Here is a 24,125-nt window from a genome sequence, read left to right on the forward strand (position 1 = left end):
TAGCGGGCTGGGGCCGCCCCTCCACGGCCCCTCTCGCCGGAGGGCGGTCGCGGGCGGTAGCAGGGTGGGGCCATCGTGGACGGCGGCTGGGGGCCGTGCGTGGCCGGGGCTCGCCTCTTCCGACTGATCCCGGGTGCGGGCAGATCCTTCAGCGCTTCGAGCGGGGGAAATTCAGCCCCTCCGGCGATTGAGGAGCGGGGTCTGGGGCGGAGCCCCAGGGGTGGGACGGGTAGGGGCGGAGGGGGCGAGAGACGGGTGGTGCCGCGCTGGTCCGGCGGGGGCTGCCTCGGGTGGAGGGATTGGGGGTGCGGCCCGGCGGGTGGCGGCGGTGCGGGGTGGTGCGTGGTGGGGAGGGCGTACGGGGGTCATCCCGGGGCGCAACCCGAGAGGGCGTGTGGGGGTCGTCCCGGGGATGCCTGGGTGTCGGGCAGTGTTCGCTGTCCGTCAGGCGGACCAGGCGGGCGGACGGCACGCCGTGCCGGATACGGTGGGATCACCATGAGCGCTTCGCAGACCTCTGATGTGCCCACACTCCTCGTCAAGATCTTCGGCAAGGACCGCCCGGGCATAACCGCCGGACTCTTCGACACCCTCGCCGCCTACTCCGTCGACGTCGTCGACATCGAGCAGGTCGTCACCCGGGGCCGCATGGTGCTGTGCGCGCTCGTGACCGAGCCGACCCCCGGTCTCGAAGGTGATCTGAGGGCCACCGTCCACAGCTGGGCGGAGTCGATGAAGATGCAGGCCGAGATCATCTCCGGCCTCGGCGACAACCGGCCGCGCGGCTCCGGGCGTTCGCTGGTGACGGTGCTCGGGCACCCCCTCACCGCGGAGTCGACGGCCGCCATCGCCGCCCGGATCACCAAGACCGGCGGCAACATCGACCGCATCTTCCGTCTCGCCAAGTACCCGGTGACAGCAGTCGAGTTCGCCGTGTCCGGCGCCGAGACCGAGGCGCTGCGGACCGCGCTGGTGACCGAGGCCGCCGCGCTCGGCGTCGACATCGCCGTCGTGGCGGCGGGCCTGCACCGGCGCGCCCAGCGGCTCGTCGTGATGGACGTGGACTCGACGCTCATCCAGGACGAGGTGATCGAGCTCTTCGCCGCGCACGCCGGATGCGAGGACGAGGTCGCGGGAGTCACCGAGGCCGCCATGCGCGGCGAACTGGACTTCGAGCAGTCGCTGCACGCCCGCGTCGCGCTCCTCGCCGGGCTCGACGAGTCGGTCGTGCAGAAGGTCCGCGAACAGGTCCGGCTGACTCCCGGCGCGCGCACCCTGATCCGTACGCTGAAGCGGCTCGGCTACCAAGTCGGCGTCGTGTCGGGCGGGTTCACCCAGGTGACCGACGATCTGAAGGAGCGGCTCGGGCTCGACTTCGCCCACGCCAACACCCTGGAGATCGTCGACGGCAAGCTGACCGGCCGGGTGACCGGGGAGATCGTGGACCGGGCCGGCAAGGCACGTCTGCTGCGCCGGTTCGCCGCCGAGGCCGGGGTGCCGCTGGCCCAGACCGTGGCGGTCGGCGACGGCGCGAACGACCTCGACATGCTCAACGCCGCCGGCCTCGGGGTCGCCTTCAACGCGAAGCCGGTGGTGCGCCAGGCCGCGCACACCGCGGTGAACTTCCCGTTCCTCGACACGGTGCTGTACCTGCTGGGCGTCACCCGTGAAGAGGTCGAGGCCGCCGACATGCACGAGGACGAGGACACCGCCGCACACTGACACGGCGCCCGCGCTGCGGACGGGGCCCGGCACCTGGTGGTGCCGGGCCCCGTCGCCGTCAGTGGCCGGTCTCCTCGGTGGGCGCCCAGTACTCGGTCAGCGAGGCCGATCCCGGTTCCAGGGATTTCCAGGGGCCGTCGAAGGAGAGCACCGCGAAGGCCGCGGTGTGGAAGCCCTGGGCCTTCATCCGTTCACGGGTGTCGTCCTCGGCCTGGCCCGCCAAGACGTCCGCGAGGCCGTGGACGCCCGGGTTGTGACCGATCAGGACCACGCTCCGCACGTCGTCCGGGGTCTCGTTGAGGACCGCGATCAGCTCGCCGGGCGAGGCTTCGTAGATCCGCTCCTCGTAGACCGTTTTCGGCCGGTGCGGGAGCTCCTGGACAGCGTGCTTCCACGTCTCACGGGTCCGGATCGAGGTGGAACAGAGGGCCAGATCGAAGGGGATGCCGGTCTCACCCAGCCTGCGCCCGGCGACGGCGGCGTCCATCCGGCCCCGGTCGGCGAGCGGCCGCTCGTGGTCGGACATCTGCGGCCAGTCGGCTTTCGCATGCCGGAAGAGGACGATCCTGCGGGGTTCTGCGACGCTCATGCGTCCCAGCTTCGCACGAAACATGCCGCGAGGCGCAGGGAGTTGACGTGCTCCCCCGGCACGGGTGACGCCCTCCCCCGTCAGGGGTGATGCCGTACCCGAAAGGGGCGAAGCGGTCGCTCTCGGTGGTGGGCGGTCGCCCGGTGCGGGGCCTCGCGCGGGTCGGGCACCGGCATGGGTGCATCGGTGACACACCGCGCCCCCGTGGCATGCGGTGTCGTGGTGGTGTGAAGTGCCGGTATGGCTGGTCGTGGTGGGTGGAGGCGGGGCCGGGGGTGCGGAGTGAGAGGCGCGGTTGGCCGGGCGGGCGGAGGCGGGCAGCGGGGCGGCGGGCTTCCGTCACGTGGCTTTCGTGCGACACGGTCACGGAGCAGCGCGTCTCGTCACGGGGCCGTGTGCAGCACCGTCTGGATGCGCTCGAACACGTGCGTGAGGGCCGGGTCCCCGCCCGCGGCGTGCGCGTCCGACGGGTTCAGGATCATCAGCAGCAGCGTGATGAAGGCGAGCGTGGGGAGAGCGAGGGCCCACCAGGGCAGGCGGATGTCCACACGGCCGGGCGCCGCCGGGTGGATCCGGGTGTGCGTACGGGCCGACATGCCGCCTCCGTGGGTCTTCGAGTGGTCGCGGGCCGCTCCTCGCGGCCACGATTCGAAGGTACGGACCGCGCGGGCTCCGACCCATCCGGTGATCCACCCACTTGACCCTGACACTCGCCCCCTAGGGGACGGGGGGTTAGCCCTACCCCCGGGCTCCGCGGCGCCCCGGCGCGGGACGCGGCGGGGTCGGGAGAGCACTGGAGCGGGCCCTGGGGCTCAGGACGCGGGGCCGGCCGCGGACCGGCGCGAGGTCAGCCGTTCGACGGTCGACGGGCGCGGTCGTTCACGGTGAGGCGATGGACGCGATGATGCCGATGATCACCGTGATGGCCAGCATCGCGCCGAGCACGAGCAGCAGCTTCTTCTGGCCGTTCTGGGGGTTCGGGTCGAGCACAGGCATGGCCTCAGTCTCGCACCCCGGGTGGGCCCGGCCGCCGCCGGGTCCCGGTTCGTGGGCCGCGCCGGCCGGGGTCAGCCGGCCAGCTCGTCCTCGACCGTCCGGTTGCGCCCCGCGAGGACGCCGACCGCGATCTGCGGGATCATCAGCCCGGCCATGAGCGCGAGCGGGAGGCCCCAGCCGCCGCTGTGCTGGTAGAGGACGCCGACGAGCAGCGGGCCGGGGATCGACAGGAGGTAGCCGGTGCTCTGGGAGAACGCCGACAGCTGGACGACACCGGCGCCGGTCCTGGCCCGCATGCCGACCATGGTGAGGGCCAGCGGGAAGGCGCAGTTGGAGACGCCGAGGAGTACCGCCCAGGCCCAGGCGCCGCCCGCCGGGGCGAGGTAGAGGCCCGCGTATCCGGCGAGTCCGCAGACACCGAGGGCGACCACGATGGGGCCCTGGTGGGGCAGCCGGGTGGCGAGACGCGGGATGACGAAGGCCAGCGGCACGCCCATCACCATGGTGACCGCGAGGAGCAGTCCCGCGGTGCCCGCGGCGACGCCGGCGTCGCGGAAGATCTGTGCCATCCAGCCCATGGTGATGTAGGCGGCGGTGGCCTGGAGGCCGAAGAAGACGGCGAGGGCCCAGGCCGTACGGCTGCGGGTGATGCGCAGTGCGGGGGCTTCCTGGCGGGCGTCCGCGGGCGCCTGTCCGGCGGAGCCGGGAGCGGCTCCCCGCGCGCGGACGAGCGGGATCCACGGGAGCACGGCCGCCGCCGCGAGGCCCGCCCAGACCACGAGTCCGGACTTCCACGAGCCGCCCAGGGCATCGGTCATGGGCACGGTGACGGCCGCGGCGAGCGAGGTGCCGAGCGCGAGCGCCATCGAGTACAGGCCCGTCATGGAGCCGACCCGGTCCGGGAACCAGCGCTTGACGATCACGGGCATCAGGACGTTGCTGACGGCGATGCCCATGAGCGCGAGCGCGCTGGCGGCCAGGAACCCGGCCGTCCCCCCGATGAAGGGGCGCAGCGCGAGGCCGGCCGCGATGGCGGCCATGCCCGCGCAGACGACCGCGGCGGGCCCGAAGCGGCGGGCGAGCCGGGGAGCCGTCACACCGAAGACGGCGAAGCAGAGCGGTGGCACGGACGTGAGCAGTCCGGCGACGCTGCCACTCATGCCGAGCCCGTCGCGCACCTCTTCGAGGAGGGCGCCGAGGCTGGTGATGGCCGGACGCAGGTTCAGGGCGGTGAGGACGATGCCCACGACCACGAATCGCGTCGCCCACGCGCGCGGGGCGGGCGGCCGGGCCGTCGTGCTCTCGGCGGGCCGGTCTGTCGGTGGGGACGTCATCGTCGTCCGGGTCTCCTCGCTTGCCATGACGCCCATCATAGAATCATGGGATGATTGGCTGTCCAATCCGCTGAACCCGCTGCGTTAATCTCCGGAATCTCCGGCCCGCGCGACCGACCGCACCCGGGCCCGTACGAAGGACCGTCATGCCGTTGAGCCACCCCCGCCGTTCGGCACTGTCCGAGCAGGTCATCGCCGAGCTGCGGACCCAGATCACCTCGGGCGAGTGGCCGGTGGGCTCCCGCATCCCCACCGAGCCGGAACTCGTCGACCAGCTCGGTGTCGCCCGCAACACGGTGCGCGAAGCCGTCCGGGCGCTGGCCCACAACGGTCTGCTGGACATCCGGCAGGGCTCGGGCACCTATGTCGTGGCGACCAGTGAGCTGGCGGGTGTGATGCACCGCAGGTTCGCGGACGCCGACCCCCGGCACATCGCCGAGCTGCGGTCCACGCTGGAGTCCAGTGCCGCCGCGCTGGCGTCCGAGCGGCGCACCGAGCGCGATCTCAAACAGCTGGACGCCCTCCTCGTACGCCGGGAGGAGGCCTGGGAGTCGGGTGACACGGAGGCCTTCGTGACCGCCGACGCGACCTTCCACCTGGCCGTGGTGGCCGCGTCCCACAACGACGTCATGACGGCGATGTACGCGGACCTGGGCGAGGTGCTGCGCGACTGGCTGCGCGAGGACGTGGGCGCGGAGCTGACGCCGGAGAGTCACATGGACCACGCCCGGCTCGTCGACGCGATCCGCTCGGGCGCCCCGGAGGCCGCGGCCGAGGAGGCGGGGAGCTACGCGTTCATGTGCCGGCCGGGGCGGCTGGACGCCCAGGGGCGGGCGCTGGGGACCGGCCGCGGCTGACCGTCAGGTGCCGTGCGTGATCCAGACGGCGCGGATCTCCTTCCAGCACCGCCCGGTCAGCCGGACGGTCAGCGCCGGCGCGACGTCGACGGGGGCGGTGTCCGTGTCGACGTCCCACCAGCGGGCGCACTCGACGTGCAGCCGGACGGTGTCGGTGTCCACATAGGGGTTGTGGCAGTACGCCACGACGTGCGAGCCGGTCACGGTGGTCCGGCAGTCGGCGCCGAAGGGCTGGGACCGCGCGGAGCGTGCGAGGCCGGTGCCGTCGTCGCCCGACGTCCGGGGTATCGCGTCGGTCGGAACGGCCATCACCAGGGTGACAGCGGCGAGCGCCGGGGCAACGCGGCGGGACAGGCGCACAAGGGGACCTCCTCGGCCGTACGGCTGCGGGGCGGTGCGTCTTCCCAGACTGCGTGCCGGGGTACCCCGGGCGCCCGGCCGAGTAGGCCGAACGGGGGACGCCCCGTCCCCGCGAGCTGCGGGAAACGGGGCGTCGGACCGGGCGTGGGTGTTACGCGCCGATGGCGTGCAGGCCGCCGTCCACGTGGATGATCTCGCCGGTGGTCTTCGGGAACCAGTCGCTCAGCAGGGCGACGACGCCCTTGCCGGCGGGCTCGGGGTCCTTGAGGTCCCACTCCAGGGGGGCGCGGGAGTCCCACACGGAGGCCAGCTCGCTGAAGCCCGGGATGGACTTGGCGGCCATCGAGCCGATGGGGCCCGCGGAGATGAGGTTGGAGCGCACGTTCTGCTTGCCCAGGTCGCGGGCGAGGTAGCGGTTGGTGGCCTCCAGGGCGGCCTTGGCCGGACCCATCCAGTCGTACTGGGGCCACGCGTACTGCGCGTCGAAGGTGAGGCCGACGACCGAGCCGCCGCTCTGCATCAGCGGCAGGCAGGCCATGGTCAGCGACTTCAGGGAGAACGCCGAGACGTGCATGGCCGTGGCCACCGACTCGAACGGCGTGTTGAGGAAGTTGCCGCCGAGGGCGTCCTGCGGCGCGAAGCCGATGGAGTGCACGACGCCGTCGAGGCCGCCCAGCTCCTCGCCGACGAGGTCGGCGAGACGGGCGAGGTGCTCGTCGTTGGTGACGTCGAGCTCGATGACCTTCGTGGGCTTCGGGAGCTTCCTCGCGATGCGCTCGGTCAGCGTGGGCCGCGGGAACGCGGTCAGGATGATCTCGGCGCCCTGCTCCTGGGCCAGCTTGGCGGTGTGGAAGGCGATGGAGGACTCCATCAGCACACCGGTGATCAGGACGCGCTTGCCCTCGAGAATTCCGCTCATGGTGATCAGTGACCCATTCCCAGTCCGCCGTCAACCGGGATGACGGCTCCAGTGATGTACGAGGCGTCGTCCGAGGCGAGGAACCGCACCGTCGCGGCGATCTCCTCGGGCTTCGCGTAACGGCCCAGCGGCACCTGCGACACGATGTTCGCGCGCTGCTCGTCGGTGAGCGCCTGCGTCATGTCGGTGTCGACGAAGCCGGGCGCGACGACGTTGAAGGTGAGGTTGCGCGAGCCGAGTTCCCGGGCGAGCGAACGCGCGAAGCCGACAAGGGCGGCCTTGGAGGCGGCGTAGTTCGCCTGGCCCGCGGAGCCGAGCAGTCCGACCACCGACGAGATGAGGACGACGCGGCCCTTCTTGGCCCGCAGCATGCCGCGGTTGGCGCGCTTGACCACGCGGAAGGCGCCGGTCAGGTTGGTGTCGATGACCGAGGTGAAGTCCTCCTCGGACATGCGCATCAGCAGCTGGTCCTTGGTGACGCCGGCGTTGGCGACGAGGACCTCGACCGGGCCGTGCTCGGCCTCGATCTCCTTGTAGGCCTGCTCCACCTGCTCGGTGTCCGTGATGTCGCACTTGACGGCGAGGCACCCCAGATCCATGAGGGCGGCCGGCGGCTCACCGGACCGGTATGTGATCGCGACCTTGTCGCCTGCGTCGGCGAATGCGCGGGCGATGGCGAGGCCGATGCCTCGGTTGCCTCCGGTGACGAGAACCGAGCGGCTCAACGGATCACCCTTTCGATAGCGGACTGAAACCCCTGCGTGCGGGACCCCTGCGTGCAGGCGCCTTCCTCGAAAACCTATCGGTCCGTCCGGCCTGTCAGAGAATCGGGCACCGACAGTGGGTCCGGGTGCCCTCTGTCGGGTCCCTACAGAAAGCCGGGCAGGCCCGGCCGAAAAAGCGCCCGGTCAACCGAAAGACGTGGCCCCGGAGCCGTCCCGCGCGACATGATCGGACCCGACAGGCCACGACAGCAGGGAGACCTCGGTGCCTCATTCCATCGACGAAGCGTTCACGGCGCTGCCGCTGCGCGCCCTCGCGGACGCCGCGCTCGCGCGGGCGCGGGCGCTCGGCGCGGCGCACGCGGACTTCCGGTTCGAGCGGGTGCGCAGCGCGACCCTGCGGTTGCGCGACGCCAAGCCGGCCGGGTCGTCGGACACCACGGACCTGGGCTACGCGGTGCGCGTGGTGCACGGCGGGACCTGGGGGTTCGCGTCGGGCGTCGATCTGACGATGGACGCGGCGGCGAAGGTCGCCTCGCAGGCCGTGGCGATGGCGAAGCTGTCCGCCCAGGTGATCAGGGCGGCCGGTTCCGACGAGCGGGTCGAGCTGGCGGACGAGCCGGTGCACGCCGACCGGACGTGGATCTCCTCGTACGAGATCGATCCGTTCTCGGTGCCGGACGAGGAGAAGGCGGGACTGCTCGCCGACTGGAGCGCGCGGCTGCTGGCGGCCGACGGCGTCAACCACGTCGACGCGTCGCTGATGTCCGTGCACGAGAACAAGTTCTACGCGGACACCGCGGGCACCGTGACCACGCAGCAGCGGGTGCGGCTGCATCCGCAGCTCACCGCGGTCGCGGTGGACGAGTCGAGCGGCGAGTTCGACTCGATGCGGACGATCGCGCCTCCGGTCGGACGCGGCTGGGAGTACCTGCGCGGCACCGGCTGGGACTGGGACGCCGAACTGGAGAGCATCCCCGCGCTGCTCGCCGAGAAGATGCGCGCGCCGAGCGTCGAGGCGGGGGTGTACGACCTGGTCGTCGACCCGTCCAACCTGTGGCTGACGATCCACGAGTCCATCGGGCACGCCACCGAGCTGGACCGTGCGCTCGGCTACGAGGCGGCGTACGCGGGAACGTCGTTCGCCACCTTCGACCAGCTCGGCAAGCTGCGGTACGGCTCGGAGCTGATGAACGTCACCGGTGACCGCACCGCCGAGCACGGCCTCGCGACCGTCGGGTACGACGACGAGGGGGTCGCCGGCCAGTCCTGGGACCTCGTCAAGGACGGCACGCTCGTCGGGTACCAGCTGGACCGGCGCATCGCGAAGCTGACCGGCTTCGACCGCTCCAACGGCTGCGCCTACGCCGACTCCCCCGGGCACGTGCCGGTGCAGCGCATGGCGAACGTGTCGCTCCAGCCGGACCCGGGCGGCCTGTCGACGGAGGACCTGATCGGGGGTGTCGACCGCGGTATCTACGTCGTGGGCGACCGCTCCTGGTCCATCGACATGCAGCGCTACAACTTCCAGTTCACCGGGCAGCGCTTCTTCCGCATCGAGAACGGCCGGATCGCGGGCCAGCTCCGCGATGTCGCGTACCAGGCCACGACCACCGACTTCTGGGGTTCGATGGCGGCGGTGGGCGGTCCGCAGACCTACGTCCTGGGGGGTGCCTTCAACTGCGGCAAGGCCCAGCCGGGCCAGGTCGCCGCGGTCTCGCACGGCTGCCCCTCCGCCCTCTTCAAGGGCGTCAACATTCTGAACACGACGCAGGAGGCCGGTCGATGAGCGCCCGTACCAACAAGCCGCACGAGGTCGTCGAGCGCGCCCTCGAACTGTCCCGGGCCGACGGCTGTGTGGTGATCGCCGACGAGGAGTCCTCCGCCAACCTGCGCTGGGCGGGCAACGCCCTGACCACCAACGGGGTCACCCGCGGGCGCACGCTCACGGTGATCGCCACCGTCGACGGCCGCGAGGGCACCGCGTCGGGCGTCGTCTCGCGTTCGGCGGTGACCGCCGACGAGCTGGAGCCGCTGGTGCGGGCGGCCGAGGCGGCGGCACGGGGTGCCGGTCCCGCCGAGGACGGCCGGCCGCTCGTGACGGGCGTGGCCGAGTCCCCCGACTTCACGGACGCGCCGGCCGAGACCTCGTCGGCGGTGTTCGCCGACTTCGCGCCGGCGCTGGGCGAGTCGTTCGCCCGCGCGCGGGCGGGCGGCCGCGAGCTGTACGGCTTCGCCAACCACGAGCTCGTCACCAGTTACGTCGGCACGTCGACCGGGCTGCGCCTGCGGCACGACCAGCCGAACGGGACGCTGGAGCTGAACGCCAAGTCCCCGGACCGGACGCGTTCGGCGTGGGCGGGGCGCTCGACGCGGGACTTCAAGGACGTCGATCCGGCCGCGCTGGACGCGGAGCTGGCGGTACGGCTCGGCTGGGCGGAGCGGCGTGTCGACCTGCCCGCCGGGCGCTACGAGACGCTGCTGCCGCCGACCGCCGTCGCGGACCTGATGATCTACCAGATGTGGTCGGCGGCCGCCCGGGACGCCGCCGAGGGCCGGACGGTCTTCAGCAAGCCGGGCGGTGGCACCCGCATCGGCGAGCGGCTCACCGAGCTGCCGCTGACCCTGCGCAGCGACCCGAACGAACCGGGCCTGGAGTCCGCGCCGTTCGTGCTGGCGCACTCCTCGGGCGACGACGCCTCCGTGTTCGACAACGGGCTGCCGCTGACGGCGACCGACTGGATCCGGGAGGGCGAGCTGCGGCACCTGTCCACCACCCGGCACAGCGCGGAGCTGACCGGGCTGCCGGTGACGCCGTCGATCGGGAACCTCGTCCTGGACGGCGGCGAGGACCGGTCGCTGGAGGACATGGTCGCCGCCACCGAGCGCGGTCTGCTGCTCACCTGCCTCTGGTACATCCGTGAGGTCGACCCGGCGACGCTGCTGCTGACCGGGCTCACCCGGGACGGCGTCTACCTGGTCGAGAAGGGCCAGGTCGTCGGCGCGGTGAACAACTTCCGCTTCAACGAGTCGCCGGTGGGCCTGCTCGGTCGGGCCACCGAGGCGGGGCGGACGGAAAAGACGCTGCCGCGCGAATGGAGCGACTGGTTCACCAGGGCTGCGATGCCCGCGCTGCGGGTGCCGGACTTCAATATGAGTTCCGTCAGCCAGGGCGTATAACCTCGTACCTGATCCACGAGACCACCCCAAGGAGATACGAGAATCGTGACGGACATCGTCGACGAGCTGAAGTGGCGGGGGCTGTTCTCCCTGTCCACCGACGAAGATGCTTTGCGCAAGGCGCTCGCGGACGGTCCCGTCACGTTCTATTGCGGCTTCGACCCGACCGCGGCGAGCCTGCACGTCGGCCACCTGGTGCAGGTGCTCACGATGCGCCGGCTCCAGCAGGCGGGCCTGCGCCCCCTCGCACTGGTCGGCGGGGCGACGGGACAGATCGGCGACCCGCGGCCGACGGCGGAGCGCACGCTGAACGACCCGGAGACGGTAGCTAACTGGGTGACGCGCCTGCGGTCGCAGATCGAGCCGTTCCTGTCCTTCGAGGGCGAGAACGCCGCGGTCATGGTGAACAACCTGGACTGGACGGCCGGTCTGTCGGCCATCGAGTTCCTGCGGGACATCGGCAAGCACTTCCGTGTCAACAAGATGCTCACCAAGGACTCGGTCGCCCGCCGGCTGGAGTCCGAGGAGGGCATCAGCTACACGGAGTTCAGCTACCAGCTGCTCCAGGGCATGGACTTCCTCGAGCTGTACCGCCGGTACGGCTGCACGCTCCAGCAGGGCGGCAGCGACCAGTGGGGCAACCTCACGGCGGGCCTGGACCTGATCCACCGGCTGGAGCCGGGGGCCCATGTGCACGCGCTGGCGACGCCGCTGATGACGAAGGCGGACGGCACCAAGTTCGGCAAGACCGAGGGCGGCGCCATCTGGCTCGACCCCGAGATGACGACGCCGTACGCCTTCTACCAGTTCTGGCTGAACGTGGACGACCGGGACGTCTCGACGTACCTGCGCATCCTGTCCTTCCGGTCCCGTGAGGAGCTGGAGGAGCTGGAGCGGCAGACGGAGGAGCGGCCGCAGGCGCGGGCCGCGCAGCGGGCGCTGGCCGAGGAACTGACGACGCTGGTGCACGGTGCCGACCAGACGGCCGCCGTGATCGCCGCGTCGAAGGCGCTCTTCGGACAGGGCGAGCTCGCCGGGCTCGACGAGCGGACGCTGAGCGCGGCGCTCTCCGAGGTGCCGCACATCCGGGTCGCCGAGCCGGGTCTCGTCGTGGACCTCTTCGCCGAGGTCGGTCTGGTGGCCAGCAAGTCGGCCGCCCGCCGGACGGTGAAGGAGGGCGGTGCCTACGTGAACAACGTGAAGGTCGCCGCCGAGGACGCGGTCCCCGCCGAGGAGGACCTGCTGCACGGACGGTGGCTGGTGCTGCGCCGGGGCAAGAAGAGCCTGGCCGCGGTCGAGGTCACCGGCGCCTGAGGCATCGGCCCCGGGCGATGTGACGTACGGCGAAGGGGCGGCCCCCGGTCGGGGGCCGCCCCTTCGTCGTCGTTCACCGGGCGGGTTTCACCGGGTCGTGTTCACCTTGTTGCCCCGCACCGCCATGTAGAGCATGTCGCCGAGGAAGACGATGACGATCGCGGCGGCGAGCTGCAGCGCGTGGCGGCCCCAGTCGATGCCCCGGGTCTCGGCGATGCCGATGCCCCGCGCGATGGCGTTGCCGACGATGGCGCCGAGGATGCCGAAGATCGTGGTCAGCCAGAGCGGGCTGTGCTGCTTGCCCGGAATGATCGCCTTGGCGATCAGGCCCAGCACGAACCCGACGATGATCGCCCACAACCAGCCCATGTCTGCCTCCTAGTACGGCTCTCCGTGAGCAGTACCGCCAGTGTCGTGGTGGCGGTCATACGCCGCATGTCGGGCGGAGCCATACGCGGTACGGCGCATCCGATCCACCCGCCGCGGACCTGCCCCGGTCTCGAAGGCGGCGCAGCCGCGGCGTACCGTGGGGACGGTCCGGGCCCGCTCTCGACGGGTTCGTACCGGGTACGGGCCGGGGAGCGTCCGAGACAGACGGGTGGTGGAGTGTGATCAGGAAGCAGAGCGAGGTCCAGGTCTTCCGGATCACCGGAGCACGGCAGGGACTGGACGAGGACGTCCGCGGCCGGCAGCGCCGCTACATCATCTCCATGTCCGTCCGTACGGTCGCGGTGATCCTCGGGGCGACCCTGTGGAACGTCGAGCGATACGTGGCGATCGCCGCACTGGTGCTCGGCATCCTCCTCCCCTACGTGGCCGTCGTCATCGCCAACGCGGGCCGCGAGAACGCCCCGGGGCTCCCCTCGACGTTCGTCGCCGCGCCCTCGCGGCCGATGATCGCGCCGCCGCGTCAGGACGGTCCCGCGGCACCGTTCGCGGACGACGTCACCGCCGATCCGGGGATGCCGCTGCGGCCCGAGCCGCACGATCGGAGCTGACGCCCGGCGGGTCCGCGGGAGCGCCGGAGGCGTCTCCGGAACGGTTCCGAAGAGGCCCGGTCACGCGCCCGCAAACGGCCCCGGAGGCCGCTCCGGAAACGGAATCCGGCCACGCGCCAAGCTCAAGAAAACCTCAGATCAATCATGTTGTTCAGGTGCCGGGCGGCGGGTCGGCCGTGACATACTTCGTACGCGCTCCGCATCCCCCGTCGGAGCGACGGACCGACGCCGGGCAGCTCCCCCCGTGGCTGCTCGGCGTCGCCTTTGCGGGGGTGCCGCAGACCCCGTCGAGGACCTCCTCCGGGGACGCCGGCCGACCGCGCGGAACACGTGAAGTGAGGCCTCGGCTAGGGTCGGCAGGGTGATCCTGAACGTGCCCGGCTCCGACCCCGCCTCTCCCGTCTGCTCGGCCAAGGCCTGCCGCGCGGACGCCGTGTGGGTGCTCGCGTGGAACAACCCGAAGCTGCACACGCCCGAGCGCCGCAAGACGTGGCTCGCGTGCGACGAACACCGCGAACACCTGTCCCAGTTCCTCGGCATCCGCGGGTTCCTGAAGGACGTGGTGCGGCTGGAGGAGTGGGAGTCCCCGGAGGCCTGATCGGGCGCCCCGCGAGAGCGTCAGCCGCCGATCGCCGACATCGGACGGTCGGGCTGCACGAACGACGGGTCGTCCAGACCCGCTCCCGCCTTCTTGCCCCACATGGCGACCCGCCAGATCCGGGCGATCTCCTCGTCGGGGGCGTCCGAGCGAAGCGCCGCCCGCAGGTCGGTCTCCTCGGTGGCGAAGAGGCAGGTGCGCACCTGTCCGTCGGCGGTGAGACGCGTACGGTCGCAGGCCGCGCAGAAGGGGCGGGTCACCGAGGCGATGACCCCGACCCGGTGCGGGCCGCCGTCGACGGTCCAGCGCTCGGCGGGTGCGGAACCCCGCTCGCCGTCACCCTCCTCGGTGAGCTCGAAGCGGGTGCGCAGCGAGGCGAGGATGTCGCCCGCCGTGACCATGCCCTCGCGCTTCCAGCCGTGCTGGGCGTCCAGCGGCATCTGTTCGATGAAGCGGAGTTCGTAGTCGTGGGCGACGGCCCAGGCGAGGAGGTCAGGGGCCTCGTCGGCGTTCAGGCCGGGCATCAGCACCGAGTTGATCTTCACCGGGGTCAGGCCGGCGGTGTGGGCGGCCTCGAGACCGTCGATGACGTCCTTGTGCCGGTCGCGCCGGGTGAGGGTCTTGAAGACGTCGGGCCGGAGGGTGTCCAGCGATACGTTCACCCGGTCCAGGCCCGCGGCCTTCAGGGCCGTGGCGGTGCGCTTGAGGCCGATGCCGTTGGTCGTCAGTGACATCTGGGGGCGCGGGGCGAGGGCCGCGACGCGCTCGACGATGCCGACGAGGCCGGGGCGCAGCAGCGGCTCACCGCCGGTGAAGCGGACCTCCTCGATGCCGAGGTGGGTGACCGCGATGTCGATCAGCCGGACGATCTCGTCGTCCGTGAGCAGATCGGGCTTGGCGAGCCACTGCAGGCCCTCTTCGGGCATGCAGTAGGTGCAGCGGAGGTTGCACCGGTCTGTCAGGGAAACCCGCAGGTCGGTGGCTACTCGGCCGAAGGTGTCGATGAGCACGTGGGCCCCCTCCCTCGATGCTGATCACGTTTTCCGGTCATCTGCGAGCCTACGTGACGCGGCCGACAAGGACAGCGGCCCGATCCCACGAGACGCGGCGCGGGCCCGTCGTAGGGATCTACTAGTGGTGATCCACCAGCGGCCTGCGACGGGCCCGCGCGATGCCGGTGCCTCAGTGCGCTCCGGTGCCCGTCAGGGAGCGGACCTCCAGCTCGGCGTACTTGCCGGCGTCGGGCTCCTCCTTCGACAGCAGGGTGCCGAGCCAGCCCAGCAGGAAGCCGACCGGGATCGAGATGAGGCCCGGATTCTCCAGCGGGAACCAGTGGAAGTCGACGTCCGGGAACATCGACGTGGGCTTGCCCGAGACCACCGGGGAGAACAGGACGAGGCCGACCGCGGTGGCCAGACCGCCGTAGATCGACCAGAGCGCGCCCTGGGTGGTGAACCTCTTCCAGAACAGGCTGTAGAGGATCGTGGGCAGGTTGGCCGAGGCGGCGACCGCGAAGGCGAGGGCGACCAGGCCTGCGACGTTGAGGTCGCGGGCGAGGGCGCCGAGGAGGATCGAGACGGCGCCGATGCCGACGGTGGCGTAGCGGGCGGCCCGCATCTCCTGCTTCTCCGTGGCCTGGCCCCGCTTGATGACGTTCGCGTAGATGTCGTGCGCGAACGACGAGGACGAGGCCAGGGTCAGTCCCGCGACGACCGCGAGGATGGTGGCGAAGGCGACGGCGGAGATGGTGGCGAGGAGGATCGCGCCCCAGTTGGAGTCGACGCCGCCCAGATGCAGGGCGAGCAGCGGTGCCGCCGTGTTGCCCGCCTTGTTGGAGGCGATGATCTCGTCCGGTTTGATCAGCGCGGCGGCGCCGAAGCCGAGGGCGAGGGTCATCAGGTAGAAGGCGCCGATGAGGCCGATGGCCCAGTTGACGGACTTCCGGGCGGTCTTGGCGGTCGGCACGGTGTAGAAGCGGATCAGGATGTGCGGGAGGCCCGCGGTGCCGAGGACGAGCGCCATGCCGAGCGAGATGAAGTCCAGCTTGGTGGTGGAGGTGGCGCCGTACTTGAGGCCGGGCTCCAGGAACGGCGATCCCTTGCCGCTGTTCTCGGCCGCCTTGCCGAGCAGGTCGGAGATGTTGAAGTTGAACTTCAGCAGCACCAGGAAGGTGAGCAGCAGGGCGCCGACGATCAGCAGGACGGCCTTGACCATCTGGACCCAGGTGGTGCCCTTCATGCCGCCGATGGTGACGTACACGATCATCAGGACGCCGACGAGGGCGACGATGCCGATCTTGCCGGCGTCGCTGGTGATGCCGAGGAGCAGGGAGACGAGGACGCCGGCGCCGGCCATCTGGGCCAGCAGGTAGAAGATCGACACGACGATGGTCGAGGTGCCCGCGGCGGTGCGGACCGGGCGCTGGCGCAGGCGGTAGGCGAGGACGTCGCCCATCGTGTACCGGCCGGAGTTGCGCAGCGGCTCGGCGACCAGGAGCAGGGCGACCAGCCAGGCGACCAGGAAGCCGATGGAGTAGAGGAAGCCGTCGTAGCCGAAGAGGGCGATGGCGCCGGCGATGCCGAGGAAGGACGCGGCGGACATGTAGTCGCCGGAGACGGCGAGGCCGTTCTGGAAGCCGGTGAACTGGCGGCCGCCCGCGTAGAAGTCGGCGGCGTCCTTGGTCTGGCGGCCCGCCCAGACGGTGATGACGAGGGTCGCGGCGACGAACACCGCGAACAGGGTGATGATCAGCGGCCGGTGCTCACTGGCCTCGCCGGCGGCCAGCACCGTCGTGTGCACGCTGGTCTGTACGGAGCTCATGCGCCGCCCTCCATCCGGGACTTGATGGCGTCGGCCTTGGGGTCGAGCTGCGCGGCCGCGTGCCGCGAGTACCACCAGGCGATGAGGAACGTGGTGAGGAACTGGGCGAGGCCGAGCACCAGGGCGACGTTGACGTTGCCGAACAGCTTGGTGCCCATGAAGTCGCCCGCGTAGTTCGAGAGCAGGACGTACAGCAGGTACCAGAGGATGAAGCCGATGGTCAGCGGGAAGGCGAACGAGCGGTGGGATCGGCGCAGTTCACCGAACTCGGCGCTCTGCTGGACCTCGATGAACTCCTCGGTGGAGGGCAGGGGGGCGCCGGTCCTCGCGGGCGGAGGGGCGTCGTTCGCGGGTGGCGGTGCGTCGGTGGCCACGGTGTCTCCTCGCGTTGCGGGTGCGGTTGCGACGGTGGGCGGGGGCGAGCCGGTGCTCGCGGACGGGGACGGTTCGGGTACGGACATGCGGCTGACCTCACAGTGACGTGGATCACGTTACGGGGTGCGAGACGGCGGCTCCGTTCCGTGATCCAGCGGGGGGCCTCGATCGTCCACGGGCTCCCTGCCCAAGGTCACGGCGCCACGCGTGGACCGGTTCAACTCCCCCGCGTTCTTTCGGAAGTCGCCATCCCGCGGAAGTCGTCGCCGGAAGTCATTGCTGGCCCGGGCGCCGGGAGGATAGCTTCGGCCTGCGCCATTTCCGTCATGTACCTGCCCGGGCACCACCTGTGTTCGGGCAGCTCCGTTTTCCGGATGATGTGGAGATCCCATGGCTCATCTGCGTTCCAGACGCCGTCTCGCCCTCGCCGTGCCGGTCGTTCTGTCGCTCACCGCTTCGCTGGGCTTCCTGCCGGGTGTCGCGTCCGCCGCTCCCGCCACAGCGCCCGCCGCGACGACGGCGGACGGGCCGAACCTCTCCTACGTGGTCAACACGCGGGCGGACCACCGCACCATCGCGTCGGTGAAGCAGGCGATCACCGCGGCCGGCGGCAGCGTCGTCATCGCGTACGAGCAGATCGGCGTGATCGTCGTCCACTCCGCCGACCCGGACTTCGGGCAGCGGATCCGGGCGGCGCGCGGAGTGCAGTCGGCCGGTGCCACCCGCACCTCGGCCCTGACGCCCGCGGGGACGACGGACGAGGGCGCGGCGCAGGTGCTGTCGGCGTCCGAGGCCGCCAAGGTCGCGAAGACGGCCGCGCCGGGCGAGGAGCCCCTGGAGGCCGACCAGTGGGATCTGCGCGCGATAGGCGCCGACAAGGCGGCCGCGGTCGATCCGGGCAGCAAGAAGGTGACCGTCGCGGTGATCGACGTCGGCGTCGACGACACGCACCCGGACATCGCACCGAACTTCTCCGCCTCGCAGTCCGCGAACTGTGTGGGCGGCAAGCCGGACACGACGTACGGCTCCTGGCGTCCGGTGGACGCGGACCACTACCACGGCACGCATGTCGCCGGTGAGATCGCGGCGGCCCGCAACGGCGTCGGTGTCGCCGGTGTCGCGCCCGGCGTGAAGGTCTCCGGCATCACCGTGGCCCAGCCGGACTCGACGCAGCTGTTCTACCCGGAGAGCGTCGTCTGCGCCTTCGTGTTCGCCGCCGACCACGGCGTCGAGATCACCAACAACAGCTACTACGTGGACCCGTGGCTGTACAACTGCGTCGACGACCCCGACCAGAAGGCGATCGTCGACGCCGTCAACCGGGCCCAGCTGTACGCCCAGCACAAGGGCACGCTGAACGTCGCCGCGGCGGGCAACTCCAACGACGACCTCGACTCGGACGCGCTGACCGACGCCTCCAGCCCCGACGACTCGGCGCCGACGACGCGGACCGTCGACCCGCACAAGTGCTACGACATCCCTACCCAGTTGCCGGGTGTCGTCACGGTCGCCTCGACCGGCGTCAAGGGCGCCAAGTCGTACTTCTCCAGCTACGGCAAGGGCGTCATCGACGTCGCGGCGCCGGGCGGCGACCGGTACCAGATCCCGGACACCCCGTCGCAGAACGGCCGCATCCTGTCGACGCTGCCGAACAACACGTACGGCTACCTCCAGGGCACCTCGATGGCGACGCCGCACGTCGCCGGCGTGGCCGCGCTGCTCAAGTCCAAGTACCCCTGGGCGACGCCCGCCCAGCTGCAGATCCTGCTCAAGGCCCAGGCGGACAACCCGGGTTGCCCGGCCGAACCGTACGACGGGAACGGTGACGGTGTCGTCGACGCGACCTGCGTGGGCGGCAAGCACGTGAACGGCTTCTACGGATTCGGGATCGTGAACGCCCTGCGGGCGGTCAAGTAGCCTCCGCCGACGCCTCCGTGGCCCCGGCCGCCGCCCTGCGCGGTGGCCGGGGCCACGTCACGTCACGCGGCGCCCGTCGGGGGGGGGGCCGCTACGCATGTTGATTCGATCCACGCCGCATAGTGCCCGTATGACGCAATCACCGATGGCCGCCGTGTGGCGGGAGCTGGGCGGGGACCCCGCGCTGCTCGCCCGAGTCTCCACCGTGGCGCGGGCGGGGGCACTGGAGGCCCGGCTGCCCGTACGGGAGATGGCGCGGGCCTGTGTCGGCGGGTGCGCGCTGGCCGCCGCCGAGTCGGCGGCCGAGCGGACCGGACGCGCCCGGGTGCCGCGCGTGACGGTGGACGACGGCGCCGTGGCCACGGCGTTCGTCAGCGAACGCCATCTGCGCGTCGACGGCCGGGCACCGGTCTCGTTCGCGCCGCTGTCGCGCTTCTGGCGGACGGCGGACGGGTGGGTGCGCACGCACGCGAACTATCCCCATCACCGGACACGACTGACGGCGGCCCTGGGTCTGGCGGTCGACGCGACGCCCGAGGACGTGGCCGCGGTGCTCGCGGAGCGCCCCGCGCGGGAGGTCGAGGAGACGGTGTACGCGGCCGGTGGCCTCGCCGTCGCCCTGCGCACCCCGGAGGAGTGGGCCGCCCATGCGCAGGCGCGCGCGGTGGCGGCCCGGCCGCTGATCGAGCGAGGCCTGCTGGACTCCGCGCCCGCGCGCGCTTTCGCCCCGCCCGGCGGCGCCGGGCCGCTGCTGCCCGCCGCCGGGGTACGGGTGCTCGACCTGACCCGGGTCATCGCGGGCCCGGTCGCCACCCGCACCCTCGCGCTGCTGGGTGCCGACGTGCTGCGGGTGGACGCGCCGCATCTGCCCGAGGCGGCCGACGCACACGCCGACACCGGCTTCGGGAAACGCTCGACGACCCTGGACCTGGCGACCGACCGGCGTCGGTTCCAGGAGCTGCTCGCGACGGCCGACGTCGTCGTGACCGGGTACCGGCCGGGCGCCCTCGACCGGTTCGGGCTCGCCCCCGAGGCGCTGGCCGAGCGTCGGCCCGGCCTGGTCGTGGCCCAGTTGTCGGCGTGGGGCGCCTACGGGCCCTGGTCCGGGCGACGGGGTTTCGACAGCCTGGTGCAGGTGGCGACCGGGATCGCCGTCACTGAGGGGTCGGCCGAGCAGCCGGGCGCCCTGCCCGCGCAGGCACTCGACCACGGCACCGGGTACCTGCTGGCGGCGGCCGTGCTCCGCGCCCTGACCGAGCGGTCCGGAGACGGCCGGGGCCGTCTCGTACGCCTGGCGCTGGCCCGGACGGCGGCGTGGCTGACGGACGGCGTCGCCCGGGGCACCGGCGACTACACCGGCCTCGGGACGGAGAACGCCGCCACGGGTCTCCCGTACGAGGGGCCGGACACCTGGCTCACCGACCGCGACGGCGCCGCCGGCCACCTGCGGTACGCCCTTCCCCCGGTCGCCTTCGCCGACGGCCCCACCGACTGGGCCCGGCCGCCGGGCACTTGGGGAGCGGACGCGCCGCGCTGGCTGTGACGGACGGTTTGCCCGGCGCCCGGTTCCGCGACGTCGAACGGACTAACGTGAGATGCCGGGGACGCGACGGCTGGTGAGCATCGTGGGGTGACGTTGACACGACCGACGGCCGACGCGGCGGACGCGGGGGCGGCTGCCCGGCGGCAGGCCACCCGCAGGGCCCTCGCCCTGCTCGCGCTGGTGGCCGTCGCGGCCCTGATCCCGCTGCTCGGCCCGCGCACCGCGCTGACCGGGACGGGAGAGGCCGCCGCGCCCGGGGTCGCCGGCATCGCCCTGCTGCGCGCGGTGCTGTTCGCCGCGCTCTGCGTCCCCGTGGGAGAGCTGTTCGCGGCCCGGCTGGCGCGGCGGGTGCCCGGTGCTCCGCGGGTGGACGCGCCGTGCAGCTGGGCGGCGTACGCGGCGGTCGCCGGGTTCGTCGCCGCACTGGGACTCGCCTCCGTGGTCGCGACCGGCAACCTGCTGCCCCGCCACCTCGCCGATCTGGACCTGGGCGGCCTCTACGCGAGCCGCGACGGCAGGCTGGCGCTCCTGGAGGTCAACGCGTTCGCGGTGGCCTGGTTCTGTGCCCGGTCGCGCAGGCCGGGCACCCAGGTGTGGCCGCTGGCCGCGGTGGCGCTGGCGGAGGCGCTGCGCGCCCATCCGGCGGCGGAGCACACCGCGCCGACCGGCTCCGGTCTGACACTCGTCCATGTGACCTGCGCGGCGCTGTGGGCGGGCGGTCTGCTGCACGTCCTGCGACTGCTGCGCTCCTGGCGCGCGGCGGAGTCGGCCTTCGTCGGCCCCGCCGGGGCCGACGAAGGCCCGTCGGCCGGTGCCGCGCTGCTCGGCCGCTACGCGCGCGTGGCGGCCGTCCTGTTCGCGGCGATCACCGCCACCGGCGTGTGGAGCTCACTGCGCCGGATGCCGGCCGGCACGGTCATGGACCAGCTGACGACGACGGCGTACGGGCGCACCCTGCTGGCGAAGGTGCTCCTCGTGGCCGCCGTCGCCGTGCTGGCGCTCTGCGCGCGACTGCGGCTGCGGAGCGCGCGGGACCCGCTCGGCGCCTGCTCCCCCGCGCGGGCGGAGGTCGTCGTGCTGGGGGCGGTCGTCGTGGTGTCCGGTCTGCTGACGGCGCTGCCGCTGCCCATCCGCTGGTGAGCAGCCGGCAGCCCGGCGGCGGACCTCAGTGCGTGACGATGACCTTGAGAGCGGTCCGCTCGTCCATCGCCTTGTAGCCCTCGGGCACGCCCTCCAGGCCGACGGTCATGTCGAAGACCGGCGACGGGTCGACGGTGCCGTCGAGGACGTCGGGCAGCAGCTCGGGGATGTAGGACCGTACGGGGGCGACGCCGCCGCGCAGGGCGACGTTGCGGTCGAACATGACGCCGAGGTCGAGGCCCGTCCCGCTGCCGTGCGGCACGCCGACGAAGCCGATGGCGCCGCCGTCGCGGGTGATGTTCACGGCCGTGCTCATGGACTGCTCGGTGCCGACGGCCTCGACGACGCACATCGCACCCTGGCCGCGGGTCAGCTCGCGCACGGCCTCGACGGCCGCCTCACCGCGTTCGGCGACGACGTCCGTGGCGCCGAAGCGGCGCGCGATGTCCGTCCGTGCCGCGTGCCGGCCGAGGGCGATGATCCGGTCGGCGCCGAGGCGCTTGGCGGCCAGTACGGCGCACAGGCCGACGGCACCGTCGCCGACGACGGCGACGGTGGATCCCTTGCGGACGCCGGCGCCGAGGGCCGCGTGATGGCCGGTGCCGAGGACGTCGGAGAGGGTCAGCAGCGCGGAGAGCAGGTGGTCGTCGGAGGCGGCTTCCTTGGGGAGCCGGACGAGCGTGCCGTCGGCGAAGGGGACGCGGACGGCCTCGCCCTGGCCGCCGTCGTAGCCGACGGAACCCCAGAAGCCGCCGTGCTCGCAGGAGGTGGTGAGTCCCTCGCGGCAGAAGTCGCAGACGCCGTCGGACCACATGAAGGGGGCCACGACCAGGTCGCCGCGCCGGACGCCGGCCACCTCGGAGCCGGTCTCCTCGACGATGCCGAGGAACTCGTGCCCGATCCGCTGGCCGGCCTGGCGGGCCGCCTCACCGCGGTACGCCCACAGGTCGCTGCCGCAGATGCAGGAGCGCAGCACGCGGACGACGGCGTCGGTGGGCAGCTGCACCATGGGCTCGGGCACGTCCTCCACCCGCATGTCGAACGGGGCGTGGATGGTGGTGGCGCGCATGGCGAGGGTCCCTCTCGTGCGGTGTGCGGGGTGTGTGCTCAGGGGGTGGTCGAGCGCATACCACCGTACGCCGCCGCGGACGCGGGCGAGCCGTCGAGGGGTCCGAGCACGCCTCGGACCAGCAGGAACTGGGCCGCCGCGTATGTGAGCATGATCCAGAAGGCGGGGTTCGGTGGCTGCGGCCGGTCGGCGACACCGGTGGCGATGAGGGTGTCGGAGAGCATGAAGAGGGCGCCACCGAGCCCGGTGACGGGTCCCAGGCGGGTGGCTCCGCAGGCCATCGCGGTCAGCAGCAGGCTGTAGCCGGCGACGGGCACGCGGAGCCCCGCCGGCAGCCCGGGCCAGAGCAGGACGACGAGGACGGTCAGGACGACGGCGTACGCGATGGACGGCCAAGGGCCGCGGGCCCGGGCCGTCCGCCGGAAGAGCACGAGGTAGCAGACGTGTCCCGCCGCGAACGAGGCCATGCCGGCGAGGAAGGCGGCGTCGGCGTCGGAGAGGAGGGCCAGGTCGCCGGCCCAGCCGAGGAGCAGCGCGGCGATCAGCAGCCGGGGTCCGCCGCGGACGGCGGCGTACGCGGCGAGCAGGGGCATGAGGAGCGGTTTGGCGACGAGGTGCCCGGGCTCGTACCCGACGGCGAGCGAGAGGACGTCCACGGCCGTCGCCAGGGCGAAGGCGCCGAGCAGCAGCCGGGTGGAGCGCGGGGTCACGCGGCGGGCTCGGAGACCGGGGCCGAGGCGGAGGCGGCGGGCGTCGAGGCGGAGGCAGGGGCGGTGGCAGAGGTGGCGGGCGTCGAGGCGGAGGCGGAAGCGGCGGGCTCGGAGACCGGGGTCGTGGCCGGGGGCGCGGGCTGCCAGCCGGGGCCGCGCAGGACACGTCCGGCGCGTTCGCTCCAGGTCGTCGCGGCCTTCACGTCCCGGGCGATGGCGGCGTACTCGTGGGTGGCCACGCGCAGCGGGTTGTAGGTGGTGATGTTCTTGGTGAGCCCGTAGACGGGCCGGTCGGTCTCCGCCGCCCACGATCCGAAGAGCCGGTCCCAGACGATGAGGATGCCGCCGAAGTTGCGGTCCAGGTAGCCGCCCTGGGACGCGTGGTGGACACGGTGGTGGGAGGGCGTGTTGAGGAGGAACTCGAACCAGCGGGGCATCTTGTCGATGCGCTCGGTGTGGATCCAGAACTGGTAGACGAGGTTCACGGACGAGCAGAACGCGAGGGCGGCGGGGTGCACGCCGAGCGCGATCACGGGGAGGTAGAAGGGCCAGGACGTCCAGCCGGTCCACGGCTGGCGCAGCGCGGTGGTGAGGTTGAACCTCCGGCTGGAGTGGTGGACGACGTGACAGGCCCACAGGACGCGGACGACGTGATGGCCGCGGTGGGCCCAGTAGTAGAAGAAGTCCTGCGCGAGCAGCATCAGCGGGACCGTCCACCACAGGAGCGGTACGCGCAGCGGCGTCAGTTCGTACACCGCCGCGTAGATCGCGACGATCGGGAACTTCCACAGGAAGTCGAAGAAGAGGCTGCCGAGGCCCATGCCGACGCTGGTGGCGGAGTCCTTCGGCTCGTAGCCCGCGGCGTCGTCGTCCGGATGGAGCCGGACGCTCACCATCTCGATCACGGCGAGCAGCACGAAGGCGGGTATCGACCACAGCACGACGTCGGGCAGGTTCGGCAT

The 24,125-nt window shown here is 72.1% G+C and carries 24 protein-coding genes; 10 read left to right on the forward strand and 14 right to left on the reverse strand.

The annotated features are described in order from the left end of the window. Nucleotides 1-498 precede the first annotated feature (498 nt). Nucleotides 499-1,722: a phosphoserine phosphatase SerB gene (gene serB / locus B0675_RS35235; protein WP_081223653.1), complete on the forward strand. Its 1,224-nt coding sequence runs from the start codon at nucleotides 499-501 to the stop codon at nucleotides 1,720-1,722. Between the two features lie 58 nt (nucleotides 1,723-1,780). On the opposite strand, the gene B0675_RS35240 is transcribed toward serB, so the two are convergent. The 4 genes from B0675_RS35240 to B0675_RS35250 form a co-directional block, all read right to left on the reverse strand. Next, the gene (locus B0675_RS35240; RefSeq protein WP_081224062.1) at nucleotides 1,781-2,311 is read right to left on the reverse strand and encodes a histidine phosphatase family protein; all 531 of its coding nucleotides are present in this window, start codon (nucleotides 2,309-2,311) and stop codon (nucleotides 1,781-1,783) included. A 383-nt stretch (nucleotides 2,312-2,694) separates the two neighbouring features. Beyond that, a complete protein-coding gene (locus B0675_RS35245; protein ID WP_081223654.1) occupies nucleotides 2,695-2,907 on the reverse strand; it encodes a hypothetical protein in 213 nt (70 codons plus the stop codon). A 283-nt stretch (nucleotides 2,908-3,190) separates the two neighbouring features. Beyond that, nucleotides 3,191-3,307, reverse strand: a complete 117-nt coding sequence (locus tag B0675_RS42500) for an SGM_5486 family transporter-associated protein (protein ID WP_263974370.1) — start codon at nucleotides 3,305-3,307, stop codon at nucleotides 3,191-3,193. A gap of 71 nt (nucleotides 3,308-3,378) precedes the next feature. Continuing rightward, entirely contained in the window at nucleotides 3,379-4,668 is a 1,290-nt protein-coding gene (locus tag B0675_RS35250; protein ID WP_241540078.1) for a CynX/NimT family MFS transporter, read from the reverse strand. Nucleotides 4,669-4,787: 119 nt separating this feature from the next. Between B0675_RS35250 and B0675_RS35255 the strand changes: the two genes are divergently transcribed. Then, entirely contained in the window at nucleotides 4,788-5,498 is a 711-nt protein-coding gene (locus tag B0675_RS35255; RefSeq protein WP_081223656.1) for a FadR/GntR family transcriptional regulator, read from the forward strand. Between the two features lie 3 nt (nucleotides 5,499-5,501). Here B0675_RS35255 and B0675_RS35260 read toward each other — a convergent pair whose 3' ends face one another. The 3 genes from B0675_RS35260 to fabG all read right to left on the reverse strand — a co-directional run bounded on the left by B0675_RS35260 (nucleotide 5,502) and on the right by fabG (nucleotide 7,502). Continuing rightward, entirely contained in the window at nucleotides 5,502-5,858 is a 357-nt protein-coding gene (locus B0675_RS35260; RefSeq protein ID WP_081223657.1) for a hypothetical protein, read from the reverse strand. A gap of 151 nt (nucleotides 5,859-6,009) precedes the next feature. Next, complete coding sequence (fabI, locus tag B0675_RS35265) at nucleotides 6,010-6,777, reverse strand: enoyl-ACP reductase FabI (protein ID WP_081223658.1); 768 nt, start codon at nucleotides 6,775-6,777, stop codon at nucleotides 6,010-6,012. 5 nt (nucleotides 6,778-6,782) lie between these two features. Beyond that, entirely contained in the window at nucleotides 6,783-7,502 is a 720-nt protein-coding gene (gene fabG / locus B0675_RS35270) for a 3-oxoacyl-[acyl-carrier-protein] reductase (protein ID WP_081223659.1), read from the reverse strand. A 262-nt stretch (nucleotides 7,503-7,764) separates the two neighbouring features. On the opposite strand from fabG, the gene B0675_RS35275 reads away from it, so the two are divergent. Genes B0675_RS35275 through tyrS form a run of 3 tightly spaced genes read left to right on the forward strand, consistent with a single transcriptional unit; the run spans nucleotide 7,765 to nucleotide 11,993 of the window. Beyond that, complete coding sequence (locus B0675_RS35275; protein ID WP_081223660.1) at nucleotides 7,765-9,288, forward strand: TldD/PmbA family protein; 1,524 nt, start codon at nucleotides 7,765-7,767, stop codon at nucleotides 9,286-9,288. After that, nucleotides 9,285-10,679 carry a metallopeptidase TldD-related protein gene (locus B0675_RS35280; RefSeq protein WP_081223661.1) on the forward strand — a complete coding sequence of 465 codons (1,395 nt, stop codon included), beginning with the start codon at nucleotides 9,285-9,287 and terminating at the stop codon, nucleotides 10,677-10,679. Before B0675_RS35275 ends, B0675_RS35280 begins: the two co-directional genes overlap by 4 nt. Before the next feature lie 45 nt (nucleotides 10,680-10,724). Beyond that, nucleotides 10,725-11,993 (forward strand): tyrosine--tRNA ligase, encoded by a 1,269-nt coding sequence (gene tyrS / locus B0675_RS35285; RefSeq protein ID WP_081223662.1) that lies wholly within the window; start codon nucleotides 10,725-10,727, stop codon nucleotides 11,991-11,993. 87 nt (nucleotides 11,994-12,080) lie between these two features. On the opposite strand, the gene B0675_RS35290 is transcribed toward tyrS, so the two are convergent. Further along, entirely contained in the window at nucleotides 12,081-12,362 is a 282-nt protein-coding gene (locus tag B0675_RS35290) for a GlsB/YeaQ/YmgE family stress response membrane protein (protein ID WP_081223663.1), read from the reverse strand. A gap of 242 nt (nucleotides 12,363-12,604) precedes the next feature. On the opposite strand from B0675_RS35290, the gene B0675_RS35295 reads away from it, so the two are divergent. Both B0675_RS35295 and B0675_RS35300 read left to right on the forward strand, forming a co-directional pair. Continuing rightward, the gene (locus tag B0675_RS35295; protein WP_081224063.1) at nucleotides 12,605-12,991 is read left to right on the forward strand and encodes a DUF3099 domain-containing protein; all 387 of its coding nucleotides are present in this window, start codon (nucleotides 12,605-12,607) and stop codon (nucleotides 12,989-12,991) included. 361 nt (nucleotides 12,992-13,352) lie between these two features. Beyond that, the gene (locus tag B0675_RS35300) at nucleotides 13,353-13,589 is read left to right on the forward strand and encodes a hypothetical protein (protein WP_081223664.1); all 237 of its coding nucleotides are present in this window, start codon (nucleotides 13,353-13,355) and stop codon (nucleotides 13,587-13,589) included. A gap of 20 nt (nucleotides 13,590-13,609) precedes the next feature. Here B0675_RS35300 and moaA read toward each other — a convergent pair whose 3' ends face one another. From moaA to B0675_RS35315, 3 genes are all read right to left on the reverse strand, one after another. Continuing rightward, nucleotides 13,610-14,599, reverse strand: coding sequence for a GTP 3',8-cyclase MoaA (gene moaA, locus B0675_RS35305; RefSeq protein ID WP_081223665.1), 990 nt, complete (start codon nucleotides 14,597-14,599; stop codon nucleotides 13,610-13,612). 172 nt (nucleotides 14,600-14,771) lie between these two features. Continuing rightward, a complete protein-coding gene (locus B0675_RS35310; RefSeq protein ID WP_081223666.1) occupies nucleotides 14,772-16,409 on the reverse strand; it encodes a cation acetate symporter in 1,638 nt (545 codons plus the stop codon). Next, the gene (locus tag B0675_RS35315; RefSeq protein ID WP_241540079.1) at nucleotides 16,406-16,783 is read right to left on the reverse strand and encodes a DUF485 domain-containing protein; all 378 of its coding nucleotides are present in this window, start codon (nucleotides 16,781-16,783) and stop codon (nucleotides 16,406-16,408) included. The genes B0675_RS35310 and B0675_RS35315 overlap by 4 nt, the downstream gene beginning before the upstream one ends. Before the next feature lie 391 nt (nucleotides 16,784-17,174). On the opposite strand from B0675_RS35315, the gene B0675_RS35320 reads away from it, so the two are divergent. From B0675_RS35320 to B0675_RS35330, 3 genes are all read left to right on the forward strand, one after another. Next, nucleotides 17,175-18,701, forward strand: a complete 1,527-nt coding sequence (locus B0675_RS35320; RefSeq protein ID WP_081223668.1) for a S8 family serine peptidase — start codon at nucleotides 17,175-17,177, stop codon at nucleotides 18,699-18,701. 130 nt (nucleotides 18,702-18,831) lie between these two features. Then, nucleotides 18,832-20,244, forward strand: a complete 1,413-nt coding sequence (locus B0675_RS35325) for a CoA transferase (RefSeq protein ID WP_241540080.1) — start codon at nucleotides 18,832-18,834, stop codon at nucleotides 20,242-20,244. A gap of 87 nt (nucleotides 20,245-20,331) precedes the next feature. Continuing rightward, on the forward strand, nucleotides 20,332-21,384 hold the full coding sequence (locus tag B0675_RS35330; protein WP_081223670.1) for a CopD family protein: 1,053 nt from the start codon (nucleotides 20,332-20,334) through the stop codon (nucleotides 21,382-21,384). A gap of 25 nt (nucleotides 21,385-21,409) precedes the next feature. On the opposite strand, the gene B0675_RS35335 is transcribed toward B0675_RS35330, so the two are convergent. From B0675_RS35335 to B0675_RS35345, 3 genes are read right to left on the reverse strand one after another with little or no spacing between them, the layout of a single operon-like run. Beyond that, nucleotides 21,410-22,453: a zinc-dependent alcohol dehydrogenase family protein gene (locus tag B0675_RS35335; RefSeq protein ID WP_081223671.1), complete on the reverse strand. Its 1,044-nt coding sequence runs from the start codon at nucleotides 22,451-22,453 to the stop codon at nucleotides 21,410-21,412. 38 nt (nucleotides 22,454-22,491) lie between these two features. After that, entirely contained in the window at nucleotides 22,492-23,163 is a 672-nt protein-coding gene (locus B0675_RS35340; RefSeq protein ID WP_081223672.1) for a lysoplasmalogenase, read from the reverse strand. Beyond that, a complete protein-coding gene (locus tag B0675_RS35345; RefSeq protein ID WP_081223673.1) occupies nucleotides 23,160-24,125 on the reverse strand; it encodes a sterol desaturase family protein in 966 nt (321 codons plus the stop codon). The genes B0675_RS35340 and B0675_RS35345 overlap by 4 nt, the downstream gene beginning before the upstream one ends.

It is taken from the genome of Streptomyces sp. M41(2017) (assembly GCF_002078175.1).
Classification (GTDB): domain Bacteria; phylum Actinomycetota; class Actinomycetes; order Streptomycetales; family Streptomycetaceae; genus Streptomyces.

Coding starts and splice junctions, on each gene's coding strand:
- serB (WP_081223653.1), top strand. CDS start 499: ATGAGCGCTTCGCAGACCTCTGATGTGCCCACACTCCTCGTCAAGATC.
- B0675_RS35335 (WP_081223671.1), bottom strand. CDS start 22,453: ATGCGCGCCACCACCATCCACGCCCCGTTCGACATGCGGGTGGAGGAC.
- B0675_RS35280 (WP_081223661.1), top strand. CDS start 9,285: ATGAGCGCCCGTACCAACAAGCCGCACGAGGTCGTCGAGCGCGCCCTC.
- B0675_RS35325 (WP_241540080.1), top strand. CDS start 18,832: ATGACGCAATCACCGATGGCCGCCGTGTGGCGGGAGCTGGGCGGGGAC.
- B0675_RS35245 (WP_081223654.1), bottom strand. CDS start 2,907: ATGTCGGCCCGTACGCACACCCGGATCCACCCGGCGGCGCCCGGCCGT.
- B0675_RS35310 (WP_081223666.1), bottom strand. CDS start 16,409: ATGAGCTCCGTACAGACCAGCGTGCACACGACGGTGCTGGCCGCCGGC.
- B0675_RS35240 (WP_081224062.1), bottom strand. CDS start 2,311: ATGAGCGTCGCAGAACCCCGCAGGATCGTCCTCTTCCGGCATGCGAAA.
- B0675_RS35255 (WP_081223656.1), top strand. CDS start 4,788: ATGCCGTTGAGCCACCCCCGCCGTTCGGCACTGTCCGAGCAGGTCATC.
- B0675_RS35290 (WP_081223663.1), bottom strand. CDS start 12,362: ATGGGCTGGTTGTGGGCGATCATCGTCGGGTTCGTGCTGGGCCTGATC.
- B0675_RS42500 (WP_263974370.1), bottom strand. CDS start 3,307: ATGCCTGTGCTCGACCCGAACCCCCAGAACGGCCAGAAGAAGCTGCTG.
- B0675_RS35345 (WP_081223673.1), bottom strand. CDS start 24,125: ATGCCGAACCTGCCCGACGTCGTGCTGTGGTCGATACCCGCCTTCGTG.
- B0675_RS35320 (WP_081223668.1), top strand. CDS start 17,175: ATGGCTCATCTGCGTTCCAGACGCCGTCTCGCCCTCGCCGTGCCGGTC.
- fabI (WP_081223658.1), bottom strand. CDS start 6,777: ATGAGCGGAATTCTCGAGGGCAAGCGCGTCCTGATCACCGGTGTGCTG.
- B0675_RS35250 (WP_241540078.1), bottom strand. CDS start 4,668: ATGGCAAGCGAGGAGACCCGGACGACGATGACGTCCCCACCGACAGAC.